17 protein-coding genes are annotated in these 22,163 nt (G+C 61.3%); 14 read left to right on the forward strand and 3 right to left on the reverse strand.

Annotation, left to right across the window (positions count from 1 at the left end):
• The first annotated feature begins 196 nt into the window (after positions 1 to 196).
• Positions 197 to 1,327 (forward strand): sigma-54 dependent transcriptional regulator, encoded by a 1,131-nt coding sequence (locus tag QZ298_RS02610; protein WP_296005180.1) that lies wholly within the window; start codon positions 197 to 199, stop codon positions 1,325 to 1,327.
• On the opposite strand, the gene QZ298_RS02615 is transcribed toward QZ298_RS02610, so the two are convergent.
• A complete protein-coding gene (locus tag QZ298_RS02615) occupies positions 1,324 to 1,974 on the reverse strand; it encodes an HAD family hydrolase (protein ID WP_296005181.1) in 651 nt (216 codons plus the stop codon). The genes QZ298_RS02610 and QZ298_RS02615 overlap by 4 nt on opposite strands.
• Positions 1,971 to 3,410: a Na+/H+ antiporter NhaC family protein gene (locus tag QZ298_RS02620; RefSeq protein ID WP_296005182.1), complete on the reverse strand. Its 1,440-nt coding sequence runs from the start codon at positions 3,408 to 3,410 to the stop codon at positions 1,971 to 1,973. The genes QZ298_RS02615 and QZ298_RS02620 overlap by 4 nt, the downstream gene beginning before the upstream one ends.
• A gap of 46 nt (positions 3,411 to 3,456) precedes the next feature.
• Between QZ298_RS02620 and QZ298_RS02625 the strand changes: the two genes are divergently transcribed.
• The 3 genes from QZ298_RS02625 to QZ298_RS02635 are packed head-to-tail and all read left to right on the forward strand — an operon-like array spanning position 3,457 to position 6,491.
• Positions 3,457 to 3,735 carry a DUF4492 domain-containing protein gene (locus tag QZ298_RS02625; RefSeq protein ID WP_363323892.1) on the forward strand — a complete coding sequence of 93 codons (279 nt, stop codon included), beginning with the start codon at positions 3,457 to 3,459 and terminating at the stop codon, positions 3,733 to 3,735.
• A 1-nt stretch (position 3,736) separates the two neighbouring features.
• Positions 3,737 to 5,308: a cytochrome ubiquinol oxidase subunit I gene (locus QZ298_RS02630; RefSeq protein WP_296005183.1), complete on the forward strand. Its 1,572-nt coding sequence runs from the start codon at positions 3,737 to 3,739 to the stop codon at positions 5,306 to 5,308.
• A gap of 31 nt (positions 5,309 to 5,339) precedes the next feature.
• On the forward strand, positions 5,340 to 6,491 hold the full coding sequence (locus QZ298_RS02635) for a cytochrome d ubiquinol oxidase subunit II (RefSeq protein ID WP_296005184.1): 1,152 nt from the start codon (positions 5,340 to 5,342) through the stop codon (positions 6,489 to 6,491).
• A gap of 119 nt (positions 6,492 to 6,610) precedes the next feature.
• On the opposite strand, the gene QZ298_RS02640 is transcribed toward QZ298_RS02635, so the two are convergent.
• Positions 6,611 to 7,480 (reverse strand): SDR family oxidoreductase, encoded by an 870-nt coding sequence (locus QZ298_RS02640; protein ID WP_296005185.1) that lies wholly within the window; start codon positions 7,478 to 7,480, stop codon positions 6,611 to 6,613.
• Between the two features lie 284 nt (positions 7,481 to 7,764).
• Here QZ298_RS02640 and QZ298_RS02645 point away from each other — a divergent pair, with 284 nt between their 5' ends.
• From QZ298_RS02645 to QZ298_RS02690, 10 genes are all read left to right on the forward strand, one after another.
• Complete coding sequence (locus QZ298_RS02645; RefSeq protein WP_296005186.1) at positions 7,765 to 10,281, forward strand: glycoside hydrolase family 88 protein; 2,517 nt, start codon at positions 7,765 to 7,767, stop codon at positions 10,279 to 10,281.
• Between the two features lie 5 nt (positions 10,282 to 10,286).
• Positions 10,287 to 12,095, forward strand: coding sequence for an FG-GAP-like repeat-containing protein (locus tag QZ298_RS02650; RefSeq protein WP_296005187.1), 1,809 nt, complete (start codon positions 10,287 to 10,289; stop codon positions 12,093 to 12,095).
• Between the two features lie 12 nt (positions 12,096 to 12,107).
• Positions 12,108 to 13,709, forward strand: coding sequence for a glycoside hydrolase family 28 protein (locus QZ298_RS02655; RefSeq protein ID WP_296005188.1), 1,602 nt, complete (start codon positions 12,108 to 12,110; stop codon positions 13,707 to 13,709).
• A 244-nt stretch (positions 13,710 to 13,953) separates the two neighbouring features.
• Positions 13,954 to 15,393 carry a glycosyl hydrolase family 28 protein gene (locus QZ298_RS02660; RefSeq protein WP_296005189.1) on the forward strand — a complete coding sequence of 480 codons (1,440 nt, stop codon included), beginning with the start codon at positions 13,954 to 13,956 and terminating at the stop codon, positions 15,391 to 15,393.
• Positions 15,394 to 15,402: 9 nt separating this feature from the next.
• Positions 15,403 to 16,851: a rhamnulokinase family protein gene (locus QZ298_RS02665; protein WP_296005190.1), complete on the forward strand. Its 1,449-nt coding sequence runs from the start codon at positions 15,403 to 15,405 to the stop codon at positions 16,849 to 16,851.
• The gene (locus tag QZ298_RS02670) at positions 16,848 to 18,104 is read left to right on the forward strand and encodes an L-rhamnose isomerase (protein ID WP_296005191.1); all 1,257 of its coding nucleotides are present in this window, start codon (positions 16,848 to 16,850) and stop codon (positions 18,102 to 18,104) included. The genes QZ298_RS02665 and QZ298_RS02670 overlap by 4 nt, the downstream gene beginning before the upstream one ends.
• Before the next feature lie 3 nt (positions 18,105 to 18,107).
• Positions 18,108 to 19,262 carry a lactaldehyde reductase gene (gene fucO, locus QZ298_RS02675; protein WP_296005192.1) on the forward strand — a complete coding sequence of 385 codons (1,155 nt, stop codon included), beginning with the start codon at positions 18,108 to 18,110 and terminating at the stop codon, positions 19,260 to 19,262.
• A gap of 11 nt (positions 19,263 to 19,273) precedes the next feature.
• Entirely contained in the window at positions 19,274 to 20,287 is a 1,014-nt protein-coding gene (gene rhaT / locus QZ298_RS02680) for an L-rhamnose/proton symporter RhaT (protein WP_296005193.1), read from the forward strand.
• Between the two features lie 2 nt (positions 20,288 to 20,289).
• The gene (gene rhaD, locus QZ298_RS02685; protein ID WP_296005194.1) at positions 20,290 to 21,093 is read left to right on the forward strand and encodes a rhamnulose-1-phosphate aldolase; all 804 of its coding nucleotides are present in this window, start codon (positions 20,290 to 20,292) and stop codon (positions 21,091 to 21,093) included.
• Between the two features lie 43 nt (positions 21,094 to 21,136).
• On the forward strand, positions 21,137 to 22,051 hold the full coding sequence (locus QZ298_RS02690) for an AraC family transcriptional regulator (RefSeq protein WP_296005195.1): 915 nt from the start codon (positions 21,137 to 21,139) through the stop codon (positions 22,049 to 22,051).
• Positions 22,052 to 22,163: the final 112 nt, after the last annotated feature.

The raw sequence follows: 22,163 nt of genomic DNA on the forward strand, positions 1-22,163 counted from the left end.
TGTTTTTCCCGCTTGCGTTTCGTGGCCTGCATCCCTGGCTGAAATTGGTTTTACGCCTTGGAAAACCCTAACTTTGGGACGTAATCGAAGCGTCCGGAGCGGTGGTCGGAGTCTTTTCGTCCCCGGGCGGACGCCGGTCTGCGGATGCGGGGCTTCTCCTCCGCAAAAGTAGATAAAAATTCAGGAAAAACAAGTTATGGCAAAGGTTTTAATTCTGGATCGTTCAAAAAGCATGCGAAATACTTTGCGTGAGCGGCTCGAATACGAGGGCTTCTCGACCGAGGCGGCCGAGGACGAGACTGCGGCATCGGAAATGTGCAGTAAAATTCCGTTCGATGTGATCCTCTCCGATACCGGATGCAAGGTGCCCGATACGGGCGTGCCGTTCATCGTGTTGTCGGCCGAGGCGTCGATCGACTCGGCGGTCGAGGCCGTGCGCAATGGCGCCCGCGACTACCTGACCAAACCCATCGACATGAACCGGCTGCTCAAGTCGATCCACAGCACCATCGACGAGCCGGCGCCGGAGGCGCCGCCTGCGGCTGCGGGGCGTCGTCCGCGCCGCTCGCATGCCGTGCATGCGGAGCAGATCATCGGCACCTCGGAGCAGATCGGGCGTGTGCGGCAGTTGATCGATAAGGTGGCTCCGTGCGAGGCGCGCGTGTTGATTACGGGCGAAAACGGCACAGGCAAGGAGCTGGTCGCCCGCTGGCTGCACGCCAAGAGCGCCCGGGCCGCGGCGCCGTTCGTCGAAGTCAACTGCGCGGCGATTCCCTCGGAGCTGATCGAAAGCGAACTTTTCGGTCACGAGCGGGGCGCCTTCACTTCGGCCGTCAAGCAGCGCAAGGGCAAGTTCGAGCAGGCCGACGGCGGCACGCTCTTCATGGACGAGATCGGCGACATGTCGCTGGCGGCTCAGGCCAAGGTGCTGCGGGCTTTGCAGGAGAGCAAGATCAGCCGGGTGGGCAGCGACAAGGATATCGATGTCGATGTGCGGGTAATCGCCGCCACGAACAAGAACCTGCGCGAGGAGATCGACAAAGGCAATTTCCGCGAAGACCTCTACCACCGCATCGGCGTGGTGGTGGTGCGCGTGCCGGCTCTGCGCGACCGGGCCGGCGACATCCCGGAGCTGGTGGAGCATTTCATCCGCACGATTTCAGCCGAATACCGGGTGCCGCCCAAAAAGATGGATGCCGCAGCCTTGGCAGCCTTGCAGGCCAAGCCGTGGACGGGCAACATCCGCGAGCTGCGCAATGTGATCGAACGTTTGATTATCCTCAGCGAAGACCGCATCACGGTCGAGGATGTGAAGAATTATTGTTAGAACAGGTCGAGCAGCTCGTCGGCGCGGTCGACGATACGGTCGGCGCCGGCTTCTTCCAGTTCGGTCCGTTGTCGGAATCCCCACGTCACGCCTGCCGAGCGGATGCCGGCGGCCTGGGCCGTGAGGATGTCGATGGCCGAGTCGCCCACGAAAAGCGCCTGCTCGCGCGGGATGCCCGTAAGGGTCAGAATCTCCTCGGCCACCGCCGGATCGGGCTTCAGAGGCACGCCCTCGCGTTGCCCCAGCACAGCCTCGAAGCGGATGTCGGGAAAGAACGACCGGATTACTTTTTCGGTGCCCGCCTGGAACTTGTTGGAGGCTACGGCCAGCTTCACGCCCCGGCGGACGAGTTCGGCGAGCAGTTCGGGAATGCCGGGGTAGGGTTCGGTGCGGACGTCGAGGTGGTCGGTGTAGTAGGCTACGAAGTCGGCCCGCACCAGCGCCACGTTTTCAGGCGACCGCAGCGGCTCGGGCAAGGCCCGTTCGACCAGCCGCATGATGCCGTTGCCCACGAAACCGCAGTAGGCTTCGTAGGAGTGCTGCGGCAGTCCGCGCAGAGCGAGCGCCGTGTTGCAGGCCACGGCCAGGTCGCCGATCGAGTCGACCAGCGTGCCGTCGAGATCGAAAATCGCCAGTCGGGTTTTCATGATTTGCGGCGTATGCGCCATCCGAGGGCCGCTACGAGAAGCGACATCAGGGGGCTGGCGATGTTGAAGATGCAGTAGGGCATGTAGACGAACGTCGAGACCCCCAGCACGGTGGCTTGCGTCATGCCGCACGAGTTCCAGGGGATGAGTACCGAGCAGACCGTGGCCGAATCCTCGACCGAGCGGCTCAACAGGCGTGCTTCGAGTCCCCGTGCGGCGTAGAGTTCCTTGAACAGACGGCCCGAGAGGATGATCGAGATATACTGGTCGGCCGTGCAGAGGTTGAAGAACAGTCCGGCCCCCACGGTCGAGGCGACGGCCGAGAAGGTGCGGCGCACCAGACGCAGGAAGATGCCGGTCAGCGAACGCAGCATGCCGCTGCCCGTCATCACGCCGCCGAAGCACATGGCGCAGACGATCAGCCACACGGTGTTGAGCATGCCGGCCATGCCGCGCGTGGCGACCAGTTCGTCGAGCTGGACGTTGCCGGTTTCGAGCGCCGTGGGGCCGAAGCAGGTCATGAGCACTCCCTTGAAGCCGGAGAGGAAGTCGAGCCGTTCTATGCCGGCGACTTTGGCGATCAGCTCGGGCTGGGCTGCGATCATGGCGATGCAGGCCATGACTACGGCGGCGAAAAGCGTTACCAGGGCCGGGAGCTTGCGGGCGATCAGGATGCCCGTGGCGAGCGGCACGAGCAGCAGCCACGGCGTGATGCGGAACGTGGCGCGCAGCGTGTCGGCATAGAGTTGGGCGTGCGCTCCGGAGCCATGGTCGAGCGACAGTCCGGCTATGGTAAAGACCGTCAGTGCGATCAGCATCGACGGTACGGTGGTGTAGAGCATGTAGCGGATGTGGGTAAAGACTTCCACGCCGACGGTCGACGAAGCCAGCACCGTGGTGTCGGAGAGCAGCGAGAGCTTGTCGCCGAAGTAGGCGCCCGAGATGATGGCGCCGGCGATCCACCCCTCGGGGAAGCCCATCGCGCGGCCGATGCCCATCAGGGCCACGCCGATGGTGGTGATCGTCGTCCACGAACTGCCCGTCATCAAGGCCACGCCGGCGCAGATCAGGCAGGTGGCGACCAGGAAGAACGACGGATGGAGGATTTCGAGTCCGTAGCAGATCATCGTCGGCACCACGCCGCTGACCATCCACGAACCGGCGATGGCGCCGATGAGCAGCAGGATGATGATGGCCGAGGCCGAAGCCCGGATGTTGTCGACGATGGCTTCTTCGAGCACCGTCCAGCGGCAGCCGTAGATGCCGATCGAGAGCATCGCGCAGACCGACGCGGCCGAAAGCAGCGCGATCTGGCTGCCTCCGTTGATCGCATCGCCGCCGAAACAGCGGATGACGACATAGAGCAAGAGAGTCAACACCGCCAGCGGCACGACCGAAATCCACGGCGACGGCGTTCTTGGAGTGGAATTTTTCATAACCTTGATAACCTGACCAGCGACAAAAGTACAAAATAAAGACGAAATGATGAAAACGGTTGCGGACGCGGGTGTCCGATTCTCATGCGCGATTTTGCAAAAGGTGTTGCGGGCGGCGGCCGTATGGCCGGGCAGGGTCGTGCGTTTCTATGCGGAGGGGTTTCGCGCGATGACCCTCGGCCGGACGTTGTGGATCATCGTGCTGGTAAAACTTTTCGTCATGTTCGCTCTGCTGAAACCCTTTTTCTTCGCCGATCCGTTGGCCGGAAGGGACGGGCGGCAGCGGGCGGCTTGCGTATTGGAAGAATTGACATTGAATAGATAGTATGGTTTCCGATTATTTGCAGACAGTCGACTGGTCGCGGGCGCAGTTCGCCATGACGGCCGTCTACCATTGGTTTTTCGTTCCGCTGACGCTCGGGTTGAGCGTGTTGATCGCCATGATGGAGACTCTTTATTACCGTACGCGGGACGATTTCTGGCGCCGCACGACCCGTTTCTGGATGCGTTTGTTCGGTATCAACTTCGCCATCGGCGTGGCCACGGGATTGATCCTCGAATTCGAGTTCGGCACCAATTGGTCGAACTATTCGCACTTCGTGGGCGACATCTTCGGCGCGCCCTTGGCCATCGAGGGGATCATGGCCTTCTTCCTCGAAACGACCTTCATCGCCGTGATGTTTTTCGGTTGGAACAAGGTCGGCCGCGGCTTCCATCTTGCCTCGACCTGGCTTACGGCCGTCGGGGCCAACCTTTCGGCGTGGTGGATCTTGGTGGCCAATGCCTGGATGCAGTACCCTGTGGGATGTACGTTCAACTTGCAGACCGTGCGCAACGAAATGACCTCGTTCTGGGAGGTGGCCCTCTCGCCCGTGGCTGTCAACAAGTTTTTCCATACGGTCTGCTCGTCGTTCACGTTGGCCTCGCTGTTCGTCGTCGGCGTGAGCGCGTGGTATCTGCTGCGCCGGCGTGAGGAGAAGATGGCCCGCGCAAGCATCGCTTTGGCGTCGGCTTTCGGGTTCGTTTTTGTCGTGCTTACGGCCACCACCGGCGACCGGTCGGGTGTCGTCGTCGCCCGGGTGCAGCCCATGAAGCTGGCAGCTATGGAGGCACTCTACCGGGGCGAGGAGGGAGCGCCGCTGACGCTCTTCGGCGTGCTGCGGCCCGAAAGAGAACGGACGTCCGACGATGTTTTCCGCTTCAGTTTGGGCGTTCCTCGGTTGTTGTCCTTGATGAGTTTCCGGGATGCCGGTGCGTTCGTGCCCGGGATCGACGATCTGGTCGACGGCAACCCTGGACGGGGTATCATGCCGGTTGCCGAGAAGATGGCGCGCGGACGCGTGGCGGTGGGGGAGCTGGTATGTTACCGGGCGGCCCGCGAGGTTGGCGACCGGCCGGCGATGGAGGCCGTCGAACGCCGGTTCGACCCGTCGACTCCAGAGGGCAGGGCGTTTCTGCGCGATTATTTCGCTTATTTCGGCTACGGCTACTTGCAGTCGCCGCAGCAGACCGTGCCCAACGTGCCGCTGCTGTTTTATTCGTTCCGCGTGATGGTTGGCGCCGGGGTGTTTTTCATGCTGTTGCTGGCGTTCGTGTGGCGGTCGAACCGCCGCGGCACGTTGGTGCGGCAGCGGTGGCTGTTGCGGGTGTGCATCTGGACGATTCCGCTGGCCTACCTCGCCTCGCAGGCCGGCTGGGTGCTGGCCGAGGTCGGCCGCCAGCCGTGGGCCATTCAGGAGCTGATGCCCGTGGGAATCGCAGCGTCGAAATTGCCGAGCGCTTCGGTCGGTGTGACGTTTTTTCTTTTTCTGGCGCTTTTTTCGGCGCTCTTGGTGGCCGAGATAAGCATTCTTCTGCGTCAGATCAAGATAGGGCCGGAAAAGATCGACAACGAGTAATAAAGCGGCTTCGGCCGCATGATTTTTAGCTATGGATACATTGATTTTTTTGCAACATTATTGGTGGTTCGTGATTTCGTTGTTGGGGGCGCTGCTCGTTTTCCTGCTTTTCGTGCAGGGCGGGCAGGCGCTGGTGCGCTGGCTCGCCGTGGACGAGGAGGGGCGCAATCTTGTTCTTAATGCGACGGGCCGCAAATGGGAACTGACTTTCACGACGCTCGTCACGTTCGGCGGGGCATTTTTCGCTTCGTTCCCGCTGTTCTACTCGACGTCGTTCGGTGGCGCGGCCTACGTGTGGACGGCTATTTTGTTCTGCTTTGTCTTGCAGGCCGTGGCCTACGAGTACCGGCGCAAGCCCGGCAATGTCTGGGGCACCAGGACGTTCGACGCATTCCTGACGATCAACGGTCTGCTCGGGCCGTTTTTGCTGGGAACGGCTCTCTCGACCCTTTTTACCGGGGCGCCTTTTACGGTCGACCGGCTCAATCTGGCCGACCGGGGCGGCGACGGGCATGTCGTGATTTCGCAGTGGGCCACGCCGTGGCACGGACTCGATGCGTTGGCCAACGGCTGGAATGTCGTGCTGGGGCTGGCGGTCGCGCTCCTGGCCATGACGCTGGGGTGCCAGTATGCGATGAACTGTATCGACGACGGGGAGGTCGCACGCCGTGCCCGCAAGAGGATGCGCCCCCTCGCGATCGGTTTTGTGCTCTGTTTCGTCGCTTGGCTGGTGCGGTTGCTTTGCGCGGCGGGGTATGCGGTCGATCCGGCAACGGGCGCGATCGTAGTGGAACCCTACAAATACCTGCACAACCTGCTGGCGATGCCTTATGTGGCGGCCGTGTTGCTCGGGGGCGTCGCAGCCGTGCTGCGGAGTATCGTGTCGGGGTGGCGCGGTAGCCGTCGGGCCGTGTGGTGGGGCGGTTCCGGAACTATCCTGACCGTCTTGGCGCTGTTGCTGTGCGCAGGCTGGAACCGTACGGCCTACTATCCCTCGTTGGCCGACATGCAGTCGTCGCTGACGATCGGCAATTCGTCGTCGAGTCTTTTCACGCTGCGGACGATGGCCTGGGTCTCGCTTTTCATTCCGTTCGTGGCGATCTATATTGGTTATGCCTGGCGGTCGATCGACCGTCGGCGTGTGACCCGGGCCGAACTCGACGAAAGAGAACACCGATACTGAAAGCGGTCGCGCCCTCTACAACGCCGGCGGCCCGGAGCAAGCCGGAACCCGACCGTAAAAAATAAGGCGGAACCATGCAAAAGGGTTCCGCCTCTTTGTCGGATCGCTCCGGCCGGAGGTTACTCCTCCTGCTGTCCGAAAGGATATTGGTTCTGCTGTACGTCGTCGAAGCGCATGCCCTTTTCGTAGGTCTTCATCGCGCGGCGCGACATGCCCATCGACGAGAATCCGCCGTCGTGGTAGAGGTTCTGCATCGTTACCTTGCGCGTGAAGTCGGAGAAGAGCGTCAGCACGTAGTCGGCACAGTCTTCAGCCGTAGCGTTGCCCAGGGGCGACATGTTCTCGGCGAACGACATCAGATCGCCCAGGCCCAGCACGCCGCTGCCTGCCGTGGTCGCCGTGGGCGACTGCGACACGGTGTTGATGCGCACGTGCTTCTCACGACCGTAGATGTAGCCGAAGCTGCGGGCGATCGATTCGAGCAGCGCCTTGGCGTCGGCCATGTCGTTGTAGCCGTAGAGCGTGCGCTGCGCAGCGATGTAGCTCAGCGCTACGATCGAACCCCACTCGTTGATGGCGTCCTTCTTGCGCGCTACCTGGATGGCCTTGTGGAACGAGATGGCCGAGATGTCGAGCGTCTTGGAGAGGTAGTCGTAGTCCAGGTCGTCGTAGGTGCGGCCCTTGCGGACGTTGGGCGACATGCCGATGGAGTGGAGCATGAAGTCGAACTTGCCGCCGAAGTGCTCCATCGTCTTGTCGATCAGGTTCTCCAGGTCTTCGACGCTCGTCGCATCGGCCGGGATGACCACCGTATTGCATTTCTCGGCCAGCTGACCGATCGTGCCCATGCGGATCGAGACGGCCGTATTCGTCAGCACGATTTCGGCGCCCTCCTCCACGGCGCGTTCCGCCACTTTCCAGGCGATCGACTGCTCGTTGAGCGCTCCGAAGATCAGACCTTTCTTGCCTTTGAGTAATTGAGATGCCATATTTGATTCCATTTAAAAATTCAGGGCAAAGGTAGCGATTTTTTTTCAATTGATTGTGCCGATGCCGGAAATCAGCGTCGCGGGGTGCGGTTCGGGCCTGCGATGTGACTTTAATGCTAAAGAAAATGATTTTGTTGGGCCGGCCCGTTGACCGTTCGCACCGAATAGTCTATTTTTGTAGAACGATGATTCCGTCCGTCCGGACTGCAAGTCCGACCTGCAGCCGGATGCGGTTTTCGTCGTTGCGGCCCGGCCGAATAACCAGACTACACTTAAATTATACTATGAAACCTTTTTTTCTTGCGCTGCTTTTCTTGGCGGCGTTCTCGCCGGCCGGCGCTGCGATCAAGATGCCGGCGGTATTTTCCGACAACATGGTTTTGCAGCAGCAGACCCGTGCCGCCGTGTGGGGCAAGGCTGCTCCGCGCGAGCGGATCGCTGTCGTTGCTTCGTGGAGCGATAAGGTCTACCGCACCGTAGCCGGCCGCGACGGGCGATGGCAGCTCACCGTTGAGACCCCCGAGGCCATGACTGGGCAGCAGCTCACTATTTGCGGGGCCGACACGGTGGTGATCCGCAATATCCTGATCGGCGAGGTGTGGCTTTGCTCGGGCCAGTCCAACATGGAGTTTCCTACGGCCCGCGATCCCAAGAATAAATGGATGACCGGTATAGCCGACTACGATGAGCAGATGGGCGACGCCACGTTCGATAACCTGCGCCTGTTCCACGTCGAGCACCAGTTGGCGCCCGACGGCGAACGCGACGATTGCGTGGGCCGGTGGGTGGTCTGCACGCCCGAGAACCTGAAGTTGTTCTCGGCCGTGGGTTTCGCTTTCGGCCGTTCCCTGCATAAGGAGTTGCTGCGGCCCGTGGGCTTGATCCAGTCGTCGTGGGGCGGCACGCATGCCGAGTCGTGGACTCCGATGGAGGTCATGGCCCGCAATCCGCTCTATGCCGATGTGCTGGAGCAGTACGCTCCCGATAAAATCAAGCGCAACAAGGATCATTGCAAGGTTCCCGCTACCTTGTGGAACGGCATGATCCGTCCGATCTGTCCTTATACGGTCAAGGGATGCGTCTGGTACCAGGGCGAGTCCAATTCGGTGCGGGCTGAAAAATACCAGCAGGTTTTTACCAACATGATCGACGCCTGGCGCAAGGAGTTCCGCGCGCCCGACATGCCGTTTTATTTTGTGCAGATCGCGCCCCACTACCAGCAGCCCCCGACCATCCGCGACGCCCAGTTCCGCACCTGGCGGTCGGTGCGCCGCACGGGCATGGTCGTCGTTACGGACGTGGGCGATTCGCTCGATATCCATCCTCGCAACAAGGTCGTGCCTGGCGAGCGGTTGGCCCGGTGGGCGCTCAACCGCGACTATGGCCGCGACGTGGCTTGCGAGAGTCCTTATTTCCTCTCGTTGCGGCGCGAGGGTTCCGCCTTGGCGGTAAAATTCGCCCATGCCGAGGGCGGTCTGCGTGCCGCCCAGGGCGACCGGATCGAGGGTTTTCTCATCGCCGGGGCCGACCGCCGGTTCTATCCCGCCGAGGCCGTCGCTGCGGGCGACGAGGTGCTGCTGACGGCTCCGCAGGTCGAGCAGCCCGTGGCCGTGCGCTACGGATGGGGCAAATGGTTCCGGGTCAATCTGGTCAACGGCGCCGGACTCCCCGCCGTGCCGTTCCGCACCGATGCGTGGGAGCCGGACACCTATGCCCGCTGGTTCGCCGATTCCGAGATGCGCCGGTTCCCCGAGGCCTGGCGTCTCGACCACGGCAAGCGCCTCTTTTTCGGCTATGCCCAGGGCGTGGGGTGCTGCGCTATGTTGCGCATGTGGAAAGCTACGGGCGAACGCCGCTACTTCGATTATGTGGAGCAGTGGGCCGATTCGATCGTCGACGAAAAGGGCGGCATCCATCTTTACGATCTGGCTGCTTACAACCTCGATTTCATCAATCCGGGCAAAGTACTCTTCGACTGCTACCGCGAGACGGGCAAGGAGAAGTACCGCAAGGCGATGGATCGGCTCGTCGGGCAGATGCGCCGCCATCCCCGCACCTGCGACGGCGCCTATTGGCACAAGCTGATCTACCAGCATCAGATATGGCTCGACGGTCTCTACATGTGTTCGCCGTTTTTGGCGCAGTATGGGGCTGAGTTCGGCCAGCCCGAGTGGATCGACGAAGCCGTGAAGCAAATTCGGCTTTGCCACATCCACACGTTCGATCCGGCCACGGGACTTTACCATCACGCCTGGGACGAGAGCCGTTCGCAGCGCTGGGCCGATCCCGAGACGGGCCATTCGCCCAACTTCTGGGGCCGGTCGATCGGGTGGTGGTTCATGGCGTTGGTCGATAACCTCGACTTCATTCCTGCCGACCATCCCGACCGGGCGTTCGTCGTTTCGTTGGTGCAGGGGCTGGCCGATGCTTTGCCCAAGTACCAGGACAAGGCCGGGCTGTGGTACCAGGTGCTCGACTGCCCCAAGCGCAAGGGCAACTTCCCCGAGGCTTCGGTTACCGCGCAGTTCATGTATGCTTATGCCAAGGCCGTGAACAAGGGTTACCTCGATGCTTCCTATCGTCAGTATGCCGAGAAGGCCTTCGAGGGGCTGCGCAGCAAACTGCTGGGCGAGTGTTCCGACGGCACGCTTTCGCTCACGCGGTGTTGCGCGGTGGGCGGTCTGGGCGGCAATCCCTACCGCGACGGCAGTTTCGAATATTACATCGGCGAGCGCATGCGCGACAACGATGCCAAAGCGACCGGCCCTTTCATCATGGGGTGTCTTGAATTGAATAAGTAAGGGATATGAAAAACAGGTTCTTTCTGGCGTTGGCTGCGGCTCTTTCCGCGGCCGGCCTTTTTGCGCAGGATCCTCGCGAACGGGTCTACAACTACGAGGTGCTCCACCCCAGTCACGAGCAGAAGCCGCCCGTGACGGGCTATGCTGCCGTGCGGGTCGGGGAGCGTTTGGACCGCGGACTGACCGTGCAGCCCGCACGCGACACGACGGGCGTCTATTTGAGCTGGCGCATGCTCGCCGCCGACCATCCCGAGGTGGGGTTCAACGTCTACCGTCGTATCGCGGGCCGCACCGAGTTGCTCGACCGACGGTCGGTGTCGAAAACCACGGACTATCTCGATGCAACCCTCCCCGCAGGCGTGGAAGCGGAGTATTGGGTCGAACCCTGCTACAACCTCGAAAGCGGCCTGGCCTGCGAGCCGGTGGCCATCGTGTGCGATACGTTGCGGCAGGCACCGCGCTATCGTTCCGTTCGGCTTCGCGACAACGAGCGGGCGGGCAAGGTGGCTCTGGCCGATCTGAACGGCGATGGCAAATACGATTTCATCGTCCGCACGCCCGACCGCAATGTCGATCCCGGCATGCCGGGCGATCCCATGGGCCTGACCTACACGATTTCGGCTTATTTGCACGACGGCACCCATCTTTGGAGCCGTGATCTGGGGCTGGGCATCGAGCCGGGCATTTGGTATTCGCCTTTCGTGGCCTATGATTTCGACGGCGACGGCAAGGCGGAGGTGGCTTTGAAGACCGCTCCGGCCGATGCGCGGCGCAACGCCCGGCACCGGGTCGATTCGGGCGAGGAGTATCTTTCGGTGCTCGACGGCATGACCGGCGAGGAACTGGCGCGCGTCGACTGGCCCGAGCGGTCGTGGCGGCTGGGCGATCTCAACCGGCAGAACCGCAACCAGCTGGGCATGGCCTTTCTCGACGGGCGGACGCCTTGCATCATCGCTGCGCGGGGCACCTATCGCGCCATGCTGGCCGATGCCTGGCAGTTCCACGACGGCCGCCTGACGCGGCTCTGGCGTTGGGACGGCGACGAGGAGAATCCCGTGATCCGCAGTCAGGGTGCCCACAGCATGGTGGCAGGCGATGTCGACGGCGACGGGCGCGACGAAATCCTTTTGGGTGGCTGTATGCTCGACGACAACGGGACGCTGCTCTGGTCGGCCGGCATCGGACATCCCGATAAAGCCTATTTGGCTGACATCGATCCCGCACGGCCGGGTTTGGAGGTCTTCTTGTGCGGCGAGGTGCGCCACGACGACGGCCGCGGCGTCTGCGTGGTCGATGCAGCGACCGGGCGTCAGGTGTGGAATATCGGCCGGCCGACGTATCACGTAGGCGACGGCATGGTCGTCGATTTCGACCCCTCGCATCCGGGCATGGAGTGCATCGGCAAGGAGGACAGGAAAGGCGGCAGCACCGCGCGTTATCTGCTCACGGCGCAGGGCGAGGAGCTGTTTCCCGAGGCGGTTCCCGACTGCCGCAACTGGGTGTGGTGGGGCGCCGACCGGCTGCGCGAGACGTTCAGGGGGCGGCGCGACACCCAGTGCGTGGTCGAATGGCCCGACCGGGTGCTCGCCGAGGGGATCGAGGGATCGATCGTCATGATCGCCGACATCCTGGGCGACTGGCGCGAGGAGATCGTCACGGCTTTGCCGGGCGAGTTGCGCATCTATATGACCGACATCCCCGCCGCCGACCGGCGTCCCGCGCTCATGCAGGATCCGCTCTACCGCAGCTATGTGCTTCATCGCAGCATGGGTTATCCCCAGGCGCCCGTGCCGTCGTATTATTTAGGTAAATAAAATATTCTGGTTATGAAATACCTTTTGATGTTTTTGCTTTGCGCTCTGACGATGACGTCCGCCGATGCGGCCGCAGCGCAGCGGAAGACACCGCGCGGAACCCGACAGGATGTGCCGCAGAATCCCTATGCGGTCTATTGTGCCGACTTGCCTTTCGACATGCCTTGTCCCGCGGCTCCGGTCTTCCCCGACCGCAGCGTCTCGGTGGCCGATTTCGGCGGCGATCCCAGCGGTGCGGAGTTATCCACGGCTGCTTTCGCGGCCGCCATCGACCGTCTTGCGGAGGCCGGCGGCGGTACGGTAACCGTTCCTGCGGGGGTGTGGCACACCGGGCCGATCGTTCTGCGCGACAACATCCGTCTGCATGTCGAGCGCGGTGCCATCATCCTGTTTTCGGCCGACAAGAGTCTTTATCCGCTGGTCGAGACTTCGTTCGAGGGCTACGACAACACGCGGCGTTGCCAGTCGCCCATCTCGGCGCGCGGCGTCCGTAACATCGCCATCACGGGACAGGGCGTCATCGACGGCAACGGCGAGTTCTGGCGTCCGCTCAAGCGCGAAAAGGTCAATGAGGGCACTTGGCGGCGGATCACTTCGCGCGGCGGGTGTTACAAGCGACCGACCTACTGGTTCCCCAGCGAGCAGGCGCTGCGGGGCGACGCCGTGGCCGACATGAATGTGCCCCGCATGCTCTCGACCGACGAGGAGTGGGCCGCCGTGAAAGATTTCCTGCGTCCCGTGATGGTCAGCTTGATCGATTGCGAGAATGTGTTGTTGCAGGGCGTCGTCTTCCAGAATTCCCCGGCGTGGAACATCCACCCGCTGCTGTGCCGCAACGTGATCGTCGACGGTGTGACCGTGCGCAACCCTTCCTATGCCCAGAACGGCGACGGACTCGATATCGAGTCGTGCCGCAATGTGCTTGTCGCCGACAGCCGTTTCGACGTGGGCGACGACGGCATCTGCATCAAGAGCGGCAAGGACGAGGACGGCCGCCGGCGCGGCGTGCCGACCGAAAACGTTGTCGTCGTGGGTTGTACGGTATTCCGCGGTCACGGCGGCTTCGTCGTCGGCAGCGAAATGTCGGGCGGCGTGCGCAACGTGCTGGTGTCGCGCTGCAACTTCGTCTCTACGGATGTGGGGCTGCGTTTCAAGAGCCGGCGCGGACGCGGCGGCGTGGTCGAAAATATCTTCGTCTACGATACTTCCATGTCGGACATCGCCACCGAACCGTTGCTTTTCGACTTGTTCTACGGCGGCAAGTCGGCCGTCGAGGTGCTCGAATCGGGCACCGAGGAGCGGGCCGCAGCGCTCGTGCCGCCTGTCGACGAGACGACGCCCGCTTTCCGCAACATCGACATCCGGCGGTTGAGGTGTCTTGGTGCCCGGCGCGCCCTTTTCTTCAATGGCATTCCCGAGATGCCCATTTCCGGCGTGCGGATCGAAGATACCCGGATCGCTTCTTCGTCGGGCGGCGAAATCCGCTATGCTGAAAAAATCATTTTGCGCAATGTTGAGATTTTGGCCGATCAAGGCCCTGATTTAAAAATTTCGAATTGCAGTGCTGTGGATGTCCGTTCTTTCCGTGGAGAGCTGGTCGGAGAGGAAAAGTAGCCGGTAGAGTCATATTTTATATAGTCTTCCTTTGGAAATGCCTTGCAAAGTGGTTTGCAGGGCTTTTTTCGTATGAATCGCTCCTGCCAAATCGAGTAATAATTAAAATAATTTACATATTTTCTGAATAAATTTACTATCATATAGGATAGTGTAAAAATCATTTTTTCAGTCTTCTTTTCCGGCAAAACTCTTTACCTTTGATAAATTTTAAGAATATACACCAAGCACTAACCCGAATTTTATGAATCGAATTCTTCGTTTGCTCGCTCTTTGTGCGATGTCATTTTTTACAGTCGATTGCAACCGCAACGTTTCGGCAGACAATCCTTTCCCCGAGCTGGAGTGGATCGCCGAGGTCGGGGCGCGCAGCTTTCCGCGTTCCGAAAAGGTCTTTTGCGCCAATGCCTACGGTGCCGTGGGCGATGCCATGACCGACGCCACGCAGGCCGTGCAGGCCGCCATCGAGGCTTGCAAGGCCAACGGCGGCGGCAAGGTAACTTTCGAGCCGGGCATCTACCTGATCGGGTCGCTCTTCATCGACGGCGACAACATCGAGTTCGAGATTCCGCGCGGCACGACTTTGATCGGCAGCCAGGACATCGCCGATTACCGCCGTATCGAGACCCGCGTGGCGGGCGTCGAGATGGAGTGGCCGGCGGCGCTTATCAACGTGATGAATTGCTCCAACTCCGCCATCACGGGCCAGGGCACCATCAACGCGCGCGGCAAGGTGTTCTGGGACAAGTATTGGGCTATGCGCCGCGAATACAACCCCAAAGGTCTGCGCTGGATCGTCGACTACGACTGCGAGCGTCCGCGCGGCATCCTGATCTCCGAGTGCAGCGACATCACGGTGCGCGACATCGTGCTCTACCAACCCGGATTCTGGTCGCTCCACATCCTTTATTCGGAGTATGTGACCGTCGATAACGTCATCATTTCGAACAACATCGAGGGACGCGGCCCGTCGACCGACGGCGTGGACATCGACTCGTCGCACCATATTCTCGTCGAGAACAGCCAGATCAACTGCAACGACGACAACTTCTGCCTCAAGGCCGGCCGCGACAGCGACGGCCTGCGTGTCGGACGTCCGTGCGAATATGTGGTCATCCGCAACTGCGTGGCCGGCCACGGCGACGGTCTCTTTACGTGCGGCAGCGAGACCTCGGGGTCGATCCGCCACATCGCGGCTTACAACATGACGGGCATCGGCACCAAATACGGTCTGCGCTTCAAGTCGACCTGCCAGCGCGGCGGTACGATCGAGGACATCTGGCTCGGCAATGTCGAGATGCGCGGCGTGCGCGATCCGTTCGTCGTCGATCTCAATTGGAACCCCGCTTACAGCACTTCGCGTCTGCCTGCCGAGTTCGAGGGCAAGGAGCTGCCCGAGCATTGGCTGAAGATGCTCGCACCGGTCGATCCCGAGCGGGGTACGCCCAAGTTCCGCGACGTGCATTTCCGCAACGTTCGGGCTACGGATGCCGCAACCTGCATCAAGGTCGGGGGTATCGAGAGTTCGACCATCGACGGATTTACGTTCGAGAACGTCTCGTTCCAGGGCCGCAACGGCGGGTCGATCGCCTGGGCCTGCGACTGGACGCTTCGCGGGTTCGATGTCGCCGCGTCGGAGAAGCCGCTCTCGGTCGAGCATTGCCAGGGTGTAGATGTCGAATAGTTCCGGGCCATGTCTGCTTTGTATTTTCTCTCCGTCGATCTGGGCGCCACCAGCGGCCGGGTCATGCTGGGCTGCTTCGATGGCGGCAAGGTCTCCTTGGAGCCGTTGCACCGTTTCCCTACTCCATTGGTGCGGGTGGGCGACCGTTATTGCTGGAATATCTTTTCGCTCTATCAGGAGCTGATCGCCGGTTTTACCATCGCTGCCGGCCGTCAGGTGCCTATCGTCTCGATCGGTATCGATACGTGGGGCGTCGACATGGCGTTCGTCGCCCGGGACGGCTCCATCGCCGGGTTGCCGCGGGCTTACCGCGATCCCTTTACCGAGGGCGTTCAGGAGGAGTTCTTCGCGGCGAAGATGCCGCGCCGGGAGGTCTACGACCGCACGGGCATCCAGTTTCTGTCGTTCAACTCGTTGTTCCAGCTTTTCGCCCTTCAGAAGGAGGGGTGTTCTGCGCTGGAGACCGCACAGCGCATTCTCTTTATACCCGATGCGCTCGCCTATATGCTTACCGGCGAGATGGTAACCGAGTATACCGTCTTTTCCACATCGCAGTGCATGAATGCGTTCTCCCGTCAGCCCGATGCCGCTTTGTTGCAGGCCGTGGGGATCTCTCCCGCCTTGTTTTCGCCGGTCGTCATGCCCGGGGAGCGGGTCGGATTGCTTAGCCGGGCCATCGGGCAGGCCACCGGTCTGGGGCAGATTCCCGTTGTCGCCGTCGCAGGCCATGATACCGCATCGGCCGTCGCAGCCGTGCCCGCTTCGGACAAGCATTTCGCCTATCTTTCGTCCGGCACTTGGTCTTTGTTGGGCGCCGAGTTGGAGCAGCCTGTCATCAACGAGTTGTCTTGCAACCTCAATTTTACGAATGAAGGCGGTGTCGACGGCAGCGTCCGTTTCTTGAAGAACATTACCGGTATGTGGTTGCTGGAGCAGTGTCGCGAGGCCTGGACCAAGGAAGGGAAATCCTATTCCTATGCCCAGATCATGCAGGCCGTGCAGGCCGCAGCTCCCGCCGAGGGCCTCATCGACCCCGACGCTCCCGAGTTCGCAGCACCCACCGACATGCCTAAGGCCATCCGCACCTACTGCGCGGCCCACGGAGTGCCCGTCCCCCAGGACGATGCGGCCCTCATGCGGCTGATCTTCGAGTCGCTCGCCGCGCGTTACGCCCGGGTGTTGGAGGAGTTGCAGCAGGCTTGCGGCTTCTCCGTCTCTGCCTTGCACGTCATCGGCGGCGGCGCCCAGAACGAGTTCTTGAACCGTTTGACGGCCCAGGCTTGCGGCGTGCCCGTCATCGCCGGGCCGTCCGAGGCCACGGCTTTGGGCAACGTGCTGGTGCAGGCCCGCGCCGCAGGATTGGTCGGGTCGCTCTCCCAGATGCGTCAATGCGTCATGCAGAGCGTCGAGACCCGAATTTTCGAACCGCAGCAAAAACTTAAAATCCATTCCATATGAAACAACAGTTAGTAGAGCAGGCCTACGCCATCGCCAAGGAGCGTTACGCCGCCGTGGGTGTCGATACCGATGCCGTGTTGAATACCTTGCAGCAAGTCTCCCTTTCGCTGCATTGCTGGCAGGCCGACGATGTGGTCGGCTTCGAGTGCCGGGGCGGCAGCCTTTCGGGCGGCATCCAGGCTACGGGCAACTACCCTGGCCGGGCGCGTAACATCGACGAATTGCGGGCCGATATCGTCAAGGCCAAAAGTTTCATTCCCGGCACCCATCGTCTGAACCTGCACGAAATCTACGGCGAGTTCGGCGGCAAGAGCGTCGACCGCAACCAGGTCGGCCCCGAGCACTTCGCCGGCTGGATCCAGTGGGCCGCCGAGCAGGGTATGAAGCTCGACTTCAACTCCACGTCGTTCTCCCATCCGCTTTCCGGCAGTCTTTCGCTCTCCAATCCCGATCCGGCGATCCGGGAGTTCTGGATCGAGCACACCATGCGCTGCCGCGCCGTAGCCGAGGAGATGGGTAAGGCGCAGGGCGACCCCTCGATCATGAATGTGTGGGTGCACGACGGTTCGAAGGACATGACCGTCAACCGCATGCTCTACCGCGAGTTGCTGAAGGATTCGCTCGACCGCATTTTCGCCGTCGAATACCGCCATATGAAGGATTGCATCGAGTCGAAGGTCTTCGGCATCGGTCTGGAGAGCTACACCGTCGGTTCGAACGACTTTTACATCGGCTACGGCGCCAGCCGCGGCAAGATGGTTACCCTCGACACGGGGCATTTCCACCCTACGGAGAGCGTTGCCGACAAGATTTCGTCGCTGCTGCTCTTTACGCCCGAGGTCATGCTTCATGTGTCGCGTCCGGTGCGTTGGGACTCCGACCACGTGACCATCATCAACGACGAGACGCTCGAATTGTGCAAGGAGATCGTGCGGTGCGACGCCCTCGGCAAGGTGCATATCGGGTTGGATTATTTCGATGCTTCGATCAACCGCATCGGCGCTTATGTCGTCGGTTCGCGCGCTACGCAGAAGTGCTTGATCCAGGCGCTTCTGGAGCCGCTGGCCAAGTTGCGCGAATACGAGGCCAATGACCAGGGTTTCGAGCGTCTGGCACTCCTGGAGGAGGCTAAGTCGCTGCCTTGGAATGCCGTGTGGGACATGTTCTGCCTGAAGAACGATGTGCCCGTGGGCGAAGAATTCATCGCCGGGGTGCAGCAGTACGAAAAGGAGGTCACTTCCAAACGCGCCTGAGCCATGTATCGCATCGTATTGAATGAGACATCCTATTATGGTGCCGGCTGCCGGTCGGTAATCGCCGACGAGATCAAGAAGCGCGGTTTCAAGAAAGCATTGCTCGTTACCGACAAAGACCTCATCAAGTTCGGCGTCGCTGCCAAGATCGAGGAGGTGCTCCGCGGCGCGGGCATTCCCTACGAGATTTATAGCGAGATCAAGGCCAATCCCACCATCCGCAACGTGCAGCAGGGCGTCGAGGCGTTCAAGGCTTCGGGCGCCGACTGCATGGTGGCGCTGGGCGGCGGTTCGTCGATCGACACGGCCAAGGCCGTGGGGATCATCGTCAACAATCCCGAGTTCGCCGACGTGCGTTCGCTGGAGGGCGTAGCCCCGACGAAACATCGCGCCGTGCCGACGTTCGCCGTGCCGACCACGGCGGGTACGGCGGCCGAGGTAACGATCAACTATGTCATTACCGACGAGGAGAACCGTAAGAAGATGGTTTGCGTCGATCCCAACGACATTCCGATGTGCGCCGTGATCGACTGCGAGTTGATGATGTCCATGCCTAAGGGGCTGACGGCCGCCACCGGCATGGACGCGTTGACGCACGCCATCGAGGCCTACATCACGCCCGGGGCGTGGACGATGAGCGACATGTTCGAGCTGAAAGCCATCGGGTTGATCGCCGAGCATTTGAAAAACGCCGTCGACAACGGCAGCGATCCGGTCGCCCGCAACGGCATGGCCGAGGCGCAGTATATCGCCGGCATGGGCTTCTCCAACGTCGGGCTGGGTATCGTCCACTCCATGGCGCATCCGCTGGGGGCATTCTACGATACGCCGCACGGCGTGGCCAACGCCCTGTTGCTGCCCTATGTCATGGAGTACAACGCCGAGTCGCCCGCGCGGGCCAAGTTCATCGATATCGCCCGGGCCATGGGCGTCGATGTCTCCGGCATGAGCGTCGACGAGGGCGTGGCTGCTGCCATCGAAGCCGTTCGCAAGCTCTCGTTGAGCATCGGCATTCCGCAGCGGCTGCATGAAATCGGCGTCCGTGAGGAGGATATCCCCGCGCTGGCCGCGGCGGCGTTCAACGACGTTTGCACGGGCGGCAATCCCCGGCCCGCGGCGGTCGCAGATATTGAAGAGTTGTATCGTACGGCATTCTGATACTTAGGCTTATGAATACGTTGTTCGGTCTTTTGATCATCGCCGTAGGTTCGTTTTGTCAGTCGAGTTCCTACGTGCCCATCAAAAAGGTCAGGGAGTGGAGCTGGGAGAGCTTCTGGCTCTCGCAGGGTCTCTTCGCCTGGCTCGTCTTTCCGTTGCTGGGGGCCTTGCTGGCCGTGCCCGCAGGCGGTTCGCTCGCCGGGGTAATCGGCGCCGATCCGGCCGCCGCTTTCAAGGCTGCCGGCTACGGCGTGCTGTGGGGCGTGGGCGGTCTGACGTTCGGTCTCTCGATGCGTTACTTGGGCGTGGCCCTCGGGCAGTCCATTTCGTTGGGCACCTGCGCCGCGTTCGGTACGTTGTTCCCCGCGATCTTCGGCGGTGCGGATTTGTTCCGCGGCCCCGGGTTGATCCTCTTGGCGGGGGTCGCCGTCACGTTGGCCGGCATCGCCGTGATCGGTTATGCCGGATCGTTGCGCGCCCGGAGCATGTCGTCCGACGAGAAACGCGCCGCTGTGAAGGATTTCGCCCTCACGAAAGGGCTTGCCGTCGCTTTGTTGGCCGGTGTGATGAGCGCCTGCTTCAACTTGGGTCTCGAAGCCGGGCGTTCGTTGCAGCTTCCGGAGATGAATCCGCTTTTTGCTGCGCTTCCCGCTACCTGGATGGTTACCTTGGGCGGTTTTGTGACCAATGCGGTCTATTGTCTCTATCAGAATGCGAAAAACCGTACTTTCGGCGATTATGCCCGCACCGAACTCTGGGCCAACAACCTGCTTTTCTGCGCTCTGGCCGGCGGATTGTGGTACTCGCAGTTCTTCGGGCTGGCCATCGGGCGGAGTTTCTTCGATGCGGGTTCCGTCGTGGCCGCTTTCGCTTGGTGCATCCTCATGGCGCTGAACGTCACTTTCTCCAACGTCTGGGGCATTCTGCTCAAGGAGTGGAAAGGCGCTTCGCGCAAGACGTTCGCGGTGTTGGCCGCAGGTCTCGCCATCTTGATTTTCTCTTTGGTATTCCCCAATCTGTTCTGACTATGAAATCCGTACTTGAAAACCGCCCGGCGCTCCGGGCCGAGATCGAAAAGGTCGCCGAAGTGGCCGGATACCTCTGGCAGAAGGGGTGGGCCGAGCGCAACGGCGGCAACATTACCGTGAACGTCACGGAGCATGCCGACGAGGCGATCCGCGCCCTGCCGGCCATTTCCGAACGCTATCCGATCGGCACCGAGCTGCCCCGACTCAAGGGGTGTTACTTCTTCTGCAAGGGCACCAACCGCCGCATGCGCGACTTGGCGCGCCGGCCCATGGAGAACGGCGCGGTCATCCGCATCCTCGACGACGGCGCTTCCTACGAAATCATCGCCGACGCTCCTGTGAAACCTACGTCCGAGTTGGCCTCGCATCTGGCCATGCACGAGCAGATGATCGCCACGGGCAATGGCTACAAGGCCGCCCTGCACACCCATCCCATCGACCTGGTGGCCATGACCCACAACCCGGCATTCCTCGCAAAGGACGTGCTGACCAAGTTGCTGTGGAGCATGATCCCCGAGACGCGCGCCTTCTGCCCCAAGGGGCTGGGCATCGTGCCTTACGAAATGCCCTCGTCGGTAAAGCTGGCCCGGGCGACCGTCGAAGCATTGAAGGACTACGACGTGGTGATGTGGGAGAAGCACGGCGTCTGTGCCGTAGGCCCCGACATCATCGAGGCTTTCGACCAGGTGGACGTCCTCTCCAAAGCGGCCCAGATCTACCAGACAGCCCGGGCCATGGGGTTCGTCCCGACCGGAACCACCCAGGAGCAGATGGACGAACTCCAACGGGCCTTCAATCTCTGATCCGCCGTTCCGACCCGCAGTGCAAACCAATCCGACCGAGACCATGAATGAAGAGACGCCCTCGCGCCGATCGGCCGCCGTATTCAAATATCTGATCGCCAACGACCACGACCGCAAGATCAGCGCCGTGGTCAATGCGGTCGGATCGCAAGACATCATCCCCAACGACGGGTATCCGCTCCGCGTGCATCCGGCCGATTACTTTTTCGACACGGAGAAGGGGCGTGTGCTCCACGAATACCAGCTGCTCTACATCACGCAGGGCAAAGGTTCGTTCCGTTCGGCCGCCGGATCGTCCGAGGAGGTGCCGGTCAATAAAGGTACGTTGATTCTCTTGCGCCCCGGCGAGCTGCATTCTTATTATCCTCATCCGGCTACCGGATGGATGGAGTATTACATCGGATTCGAGGGGGCTATGTTCGACCGGCTGATCCGCCAGCTGGGTCTCGACAAGGGGGCGCAGCTTTGGGAGATCGGGCTGAACAACGAGTTGACGCAGCTCTACATGCGGGCGCTGGAGATCGCTTCCGAGAACAAGACCGGGGCGCAGGCGCTGCTGACGGGCATCGTCTGGCACATGCTCGGCCTGGTCTGCTACATGATCCGCAATCGCACCGGGCCGGGGGCCAGCCTGCTGGAGCAGGCGGTCGAGCGGGCCAAGATCATCATGGACGAGAAGATCAACGAGGAGATCGATCTCTGCATGCTGGCTTCGCAGTTGAATCTTTCTTATTCGTGGTTCCGCAAGACATTCAAGGACTATACGGGGCTTTCGCCGGCCAAATATTTCCAGCAGCTCAAGCTGCGCCGGGCGCAGCGGCTGCTCTCCGATACCTCCTGTTCGGTCAAGGAAATCGCCTATTCGCTGGGCTACAAGTCCACCGAACACTTCTTCTCGATCTTCAAGAAGCACGCCGGGTGTACTCCCACGGCCTACCGCAATTACGGACGCAAATAGGGTGCAGGAGTGCCGGATCCGGCACTGTAACCCAAAATTATCATTTCGTATATGCGAAACATCAAATCCGCCACGTGCGGAGTGTGTGTAATGAACTAATTTTGATATTGTA

It is taken from the genome of uncultured Alistipes sp. (assembly GCF_910580175.1).
In the GTDB taxonomy this organism is placed as follows: Bacteria; Bacteroidota; Bacteroidia; order Bacteroidales; family Rikenellaceae; genus Alistipes.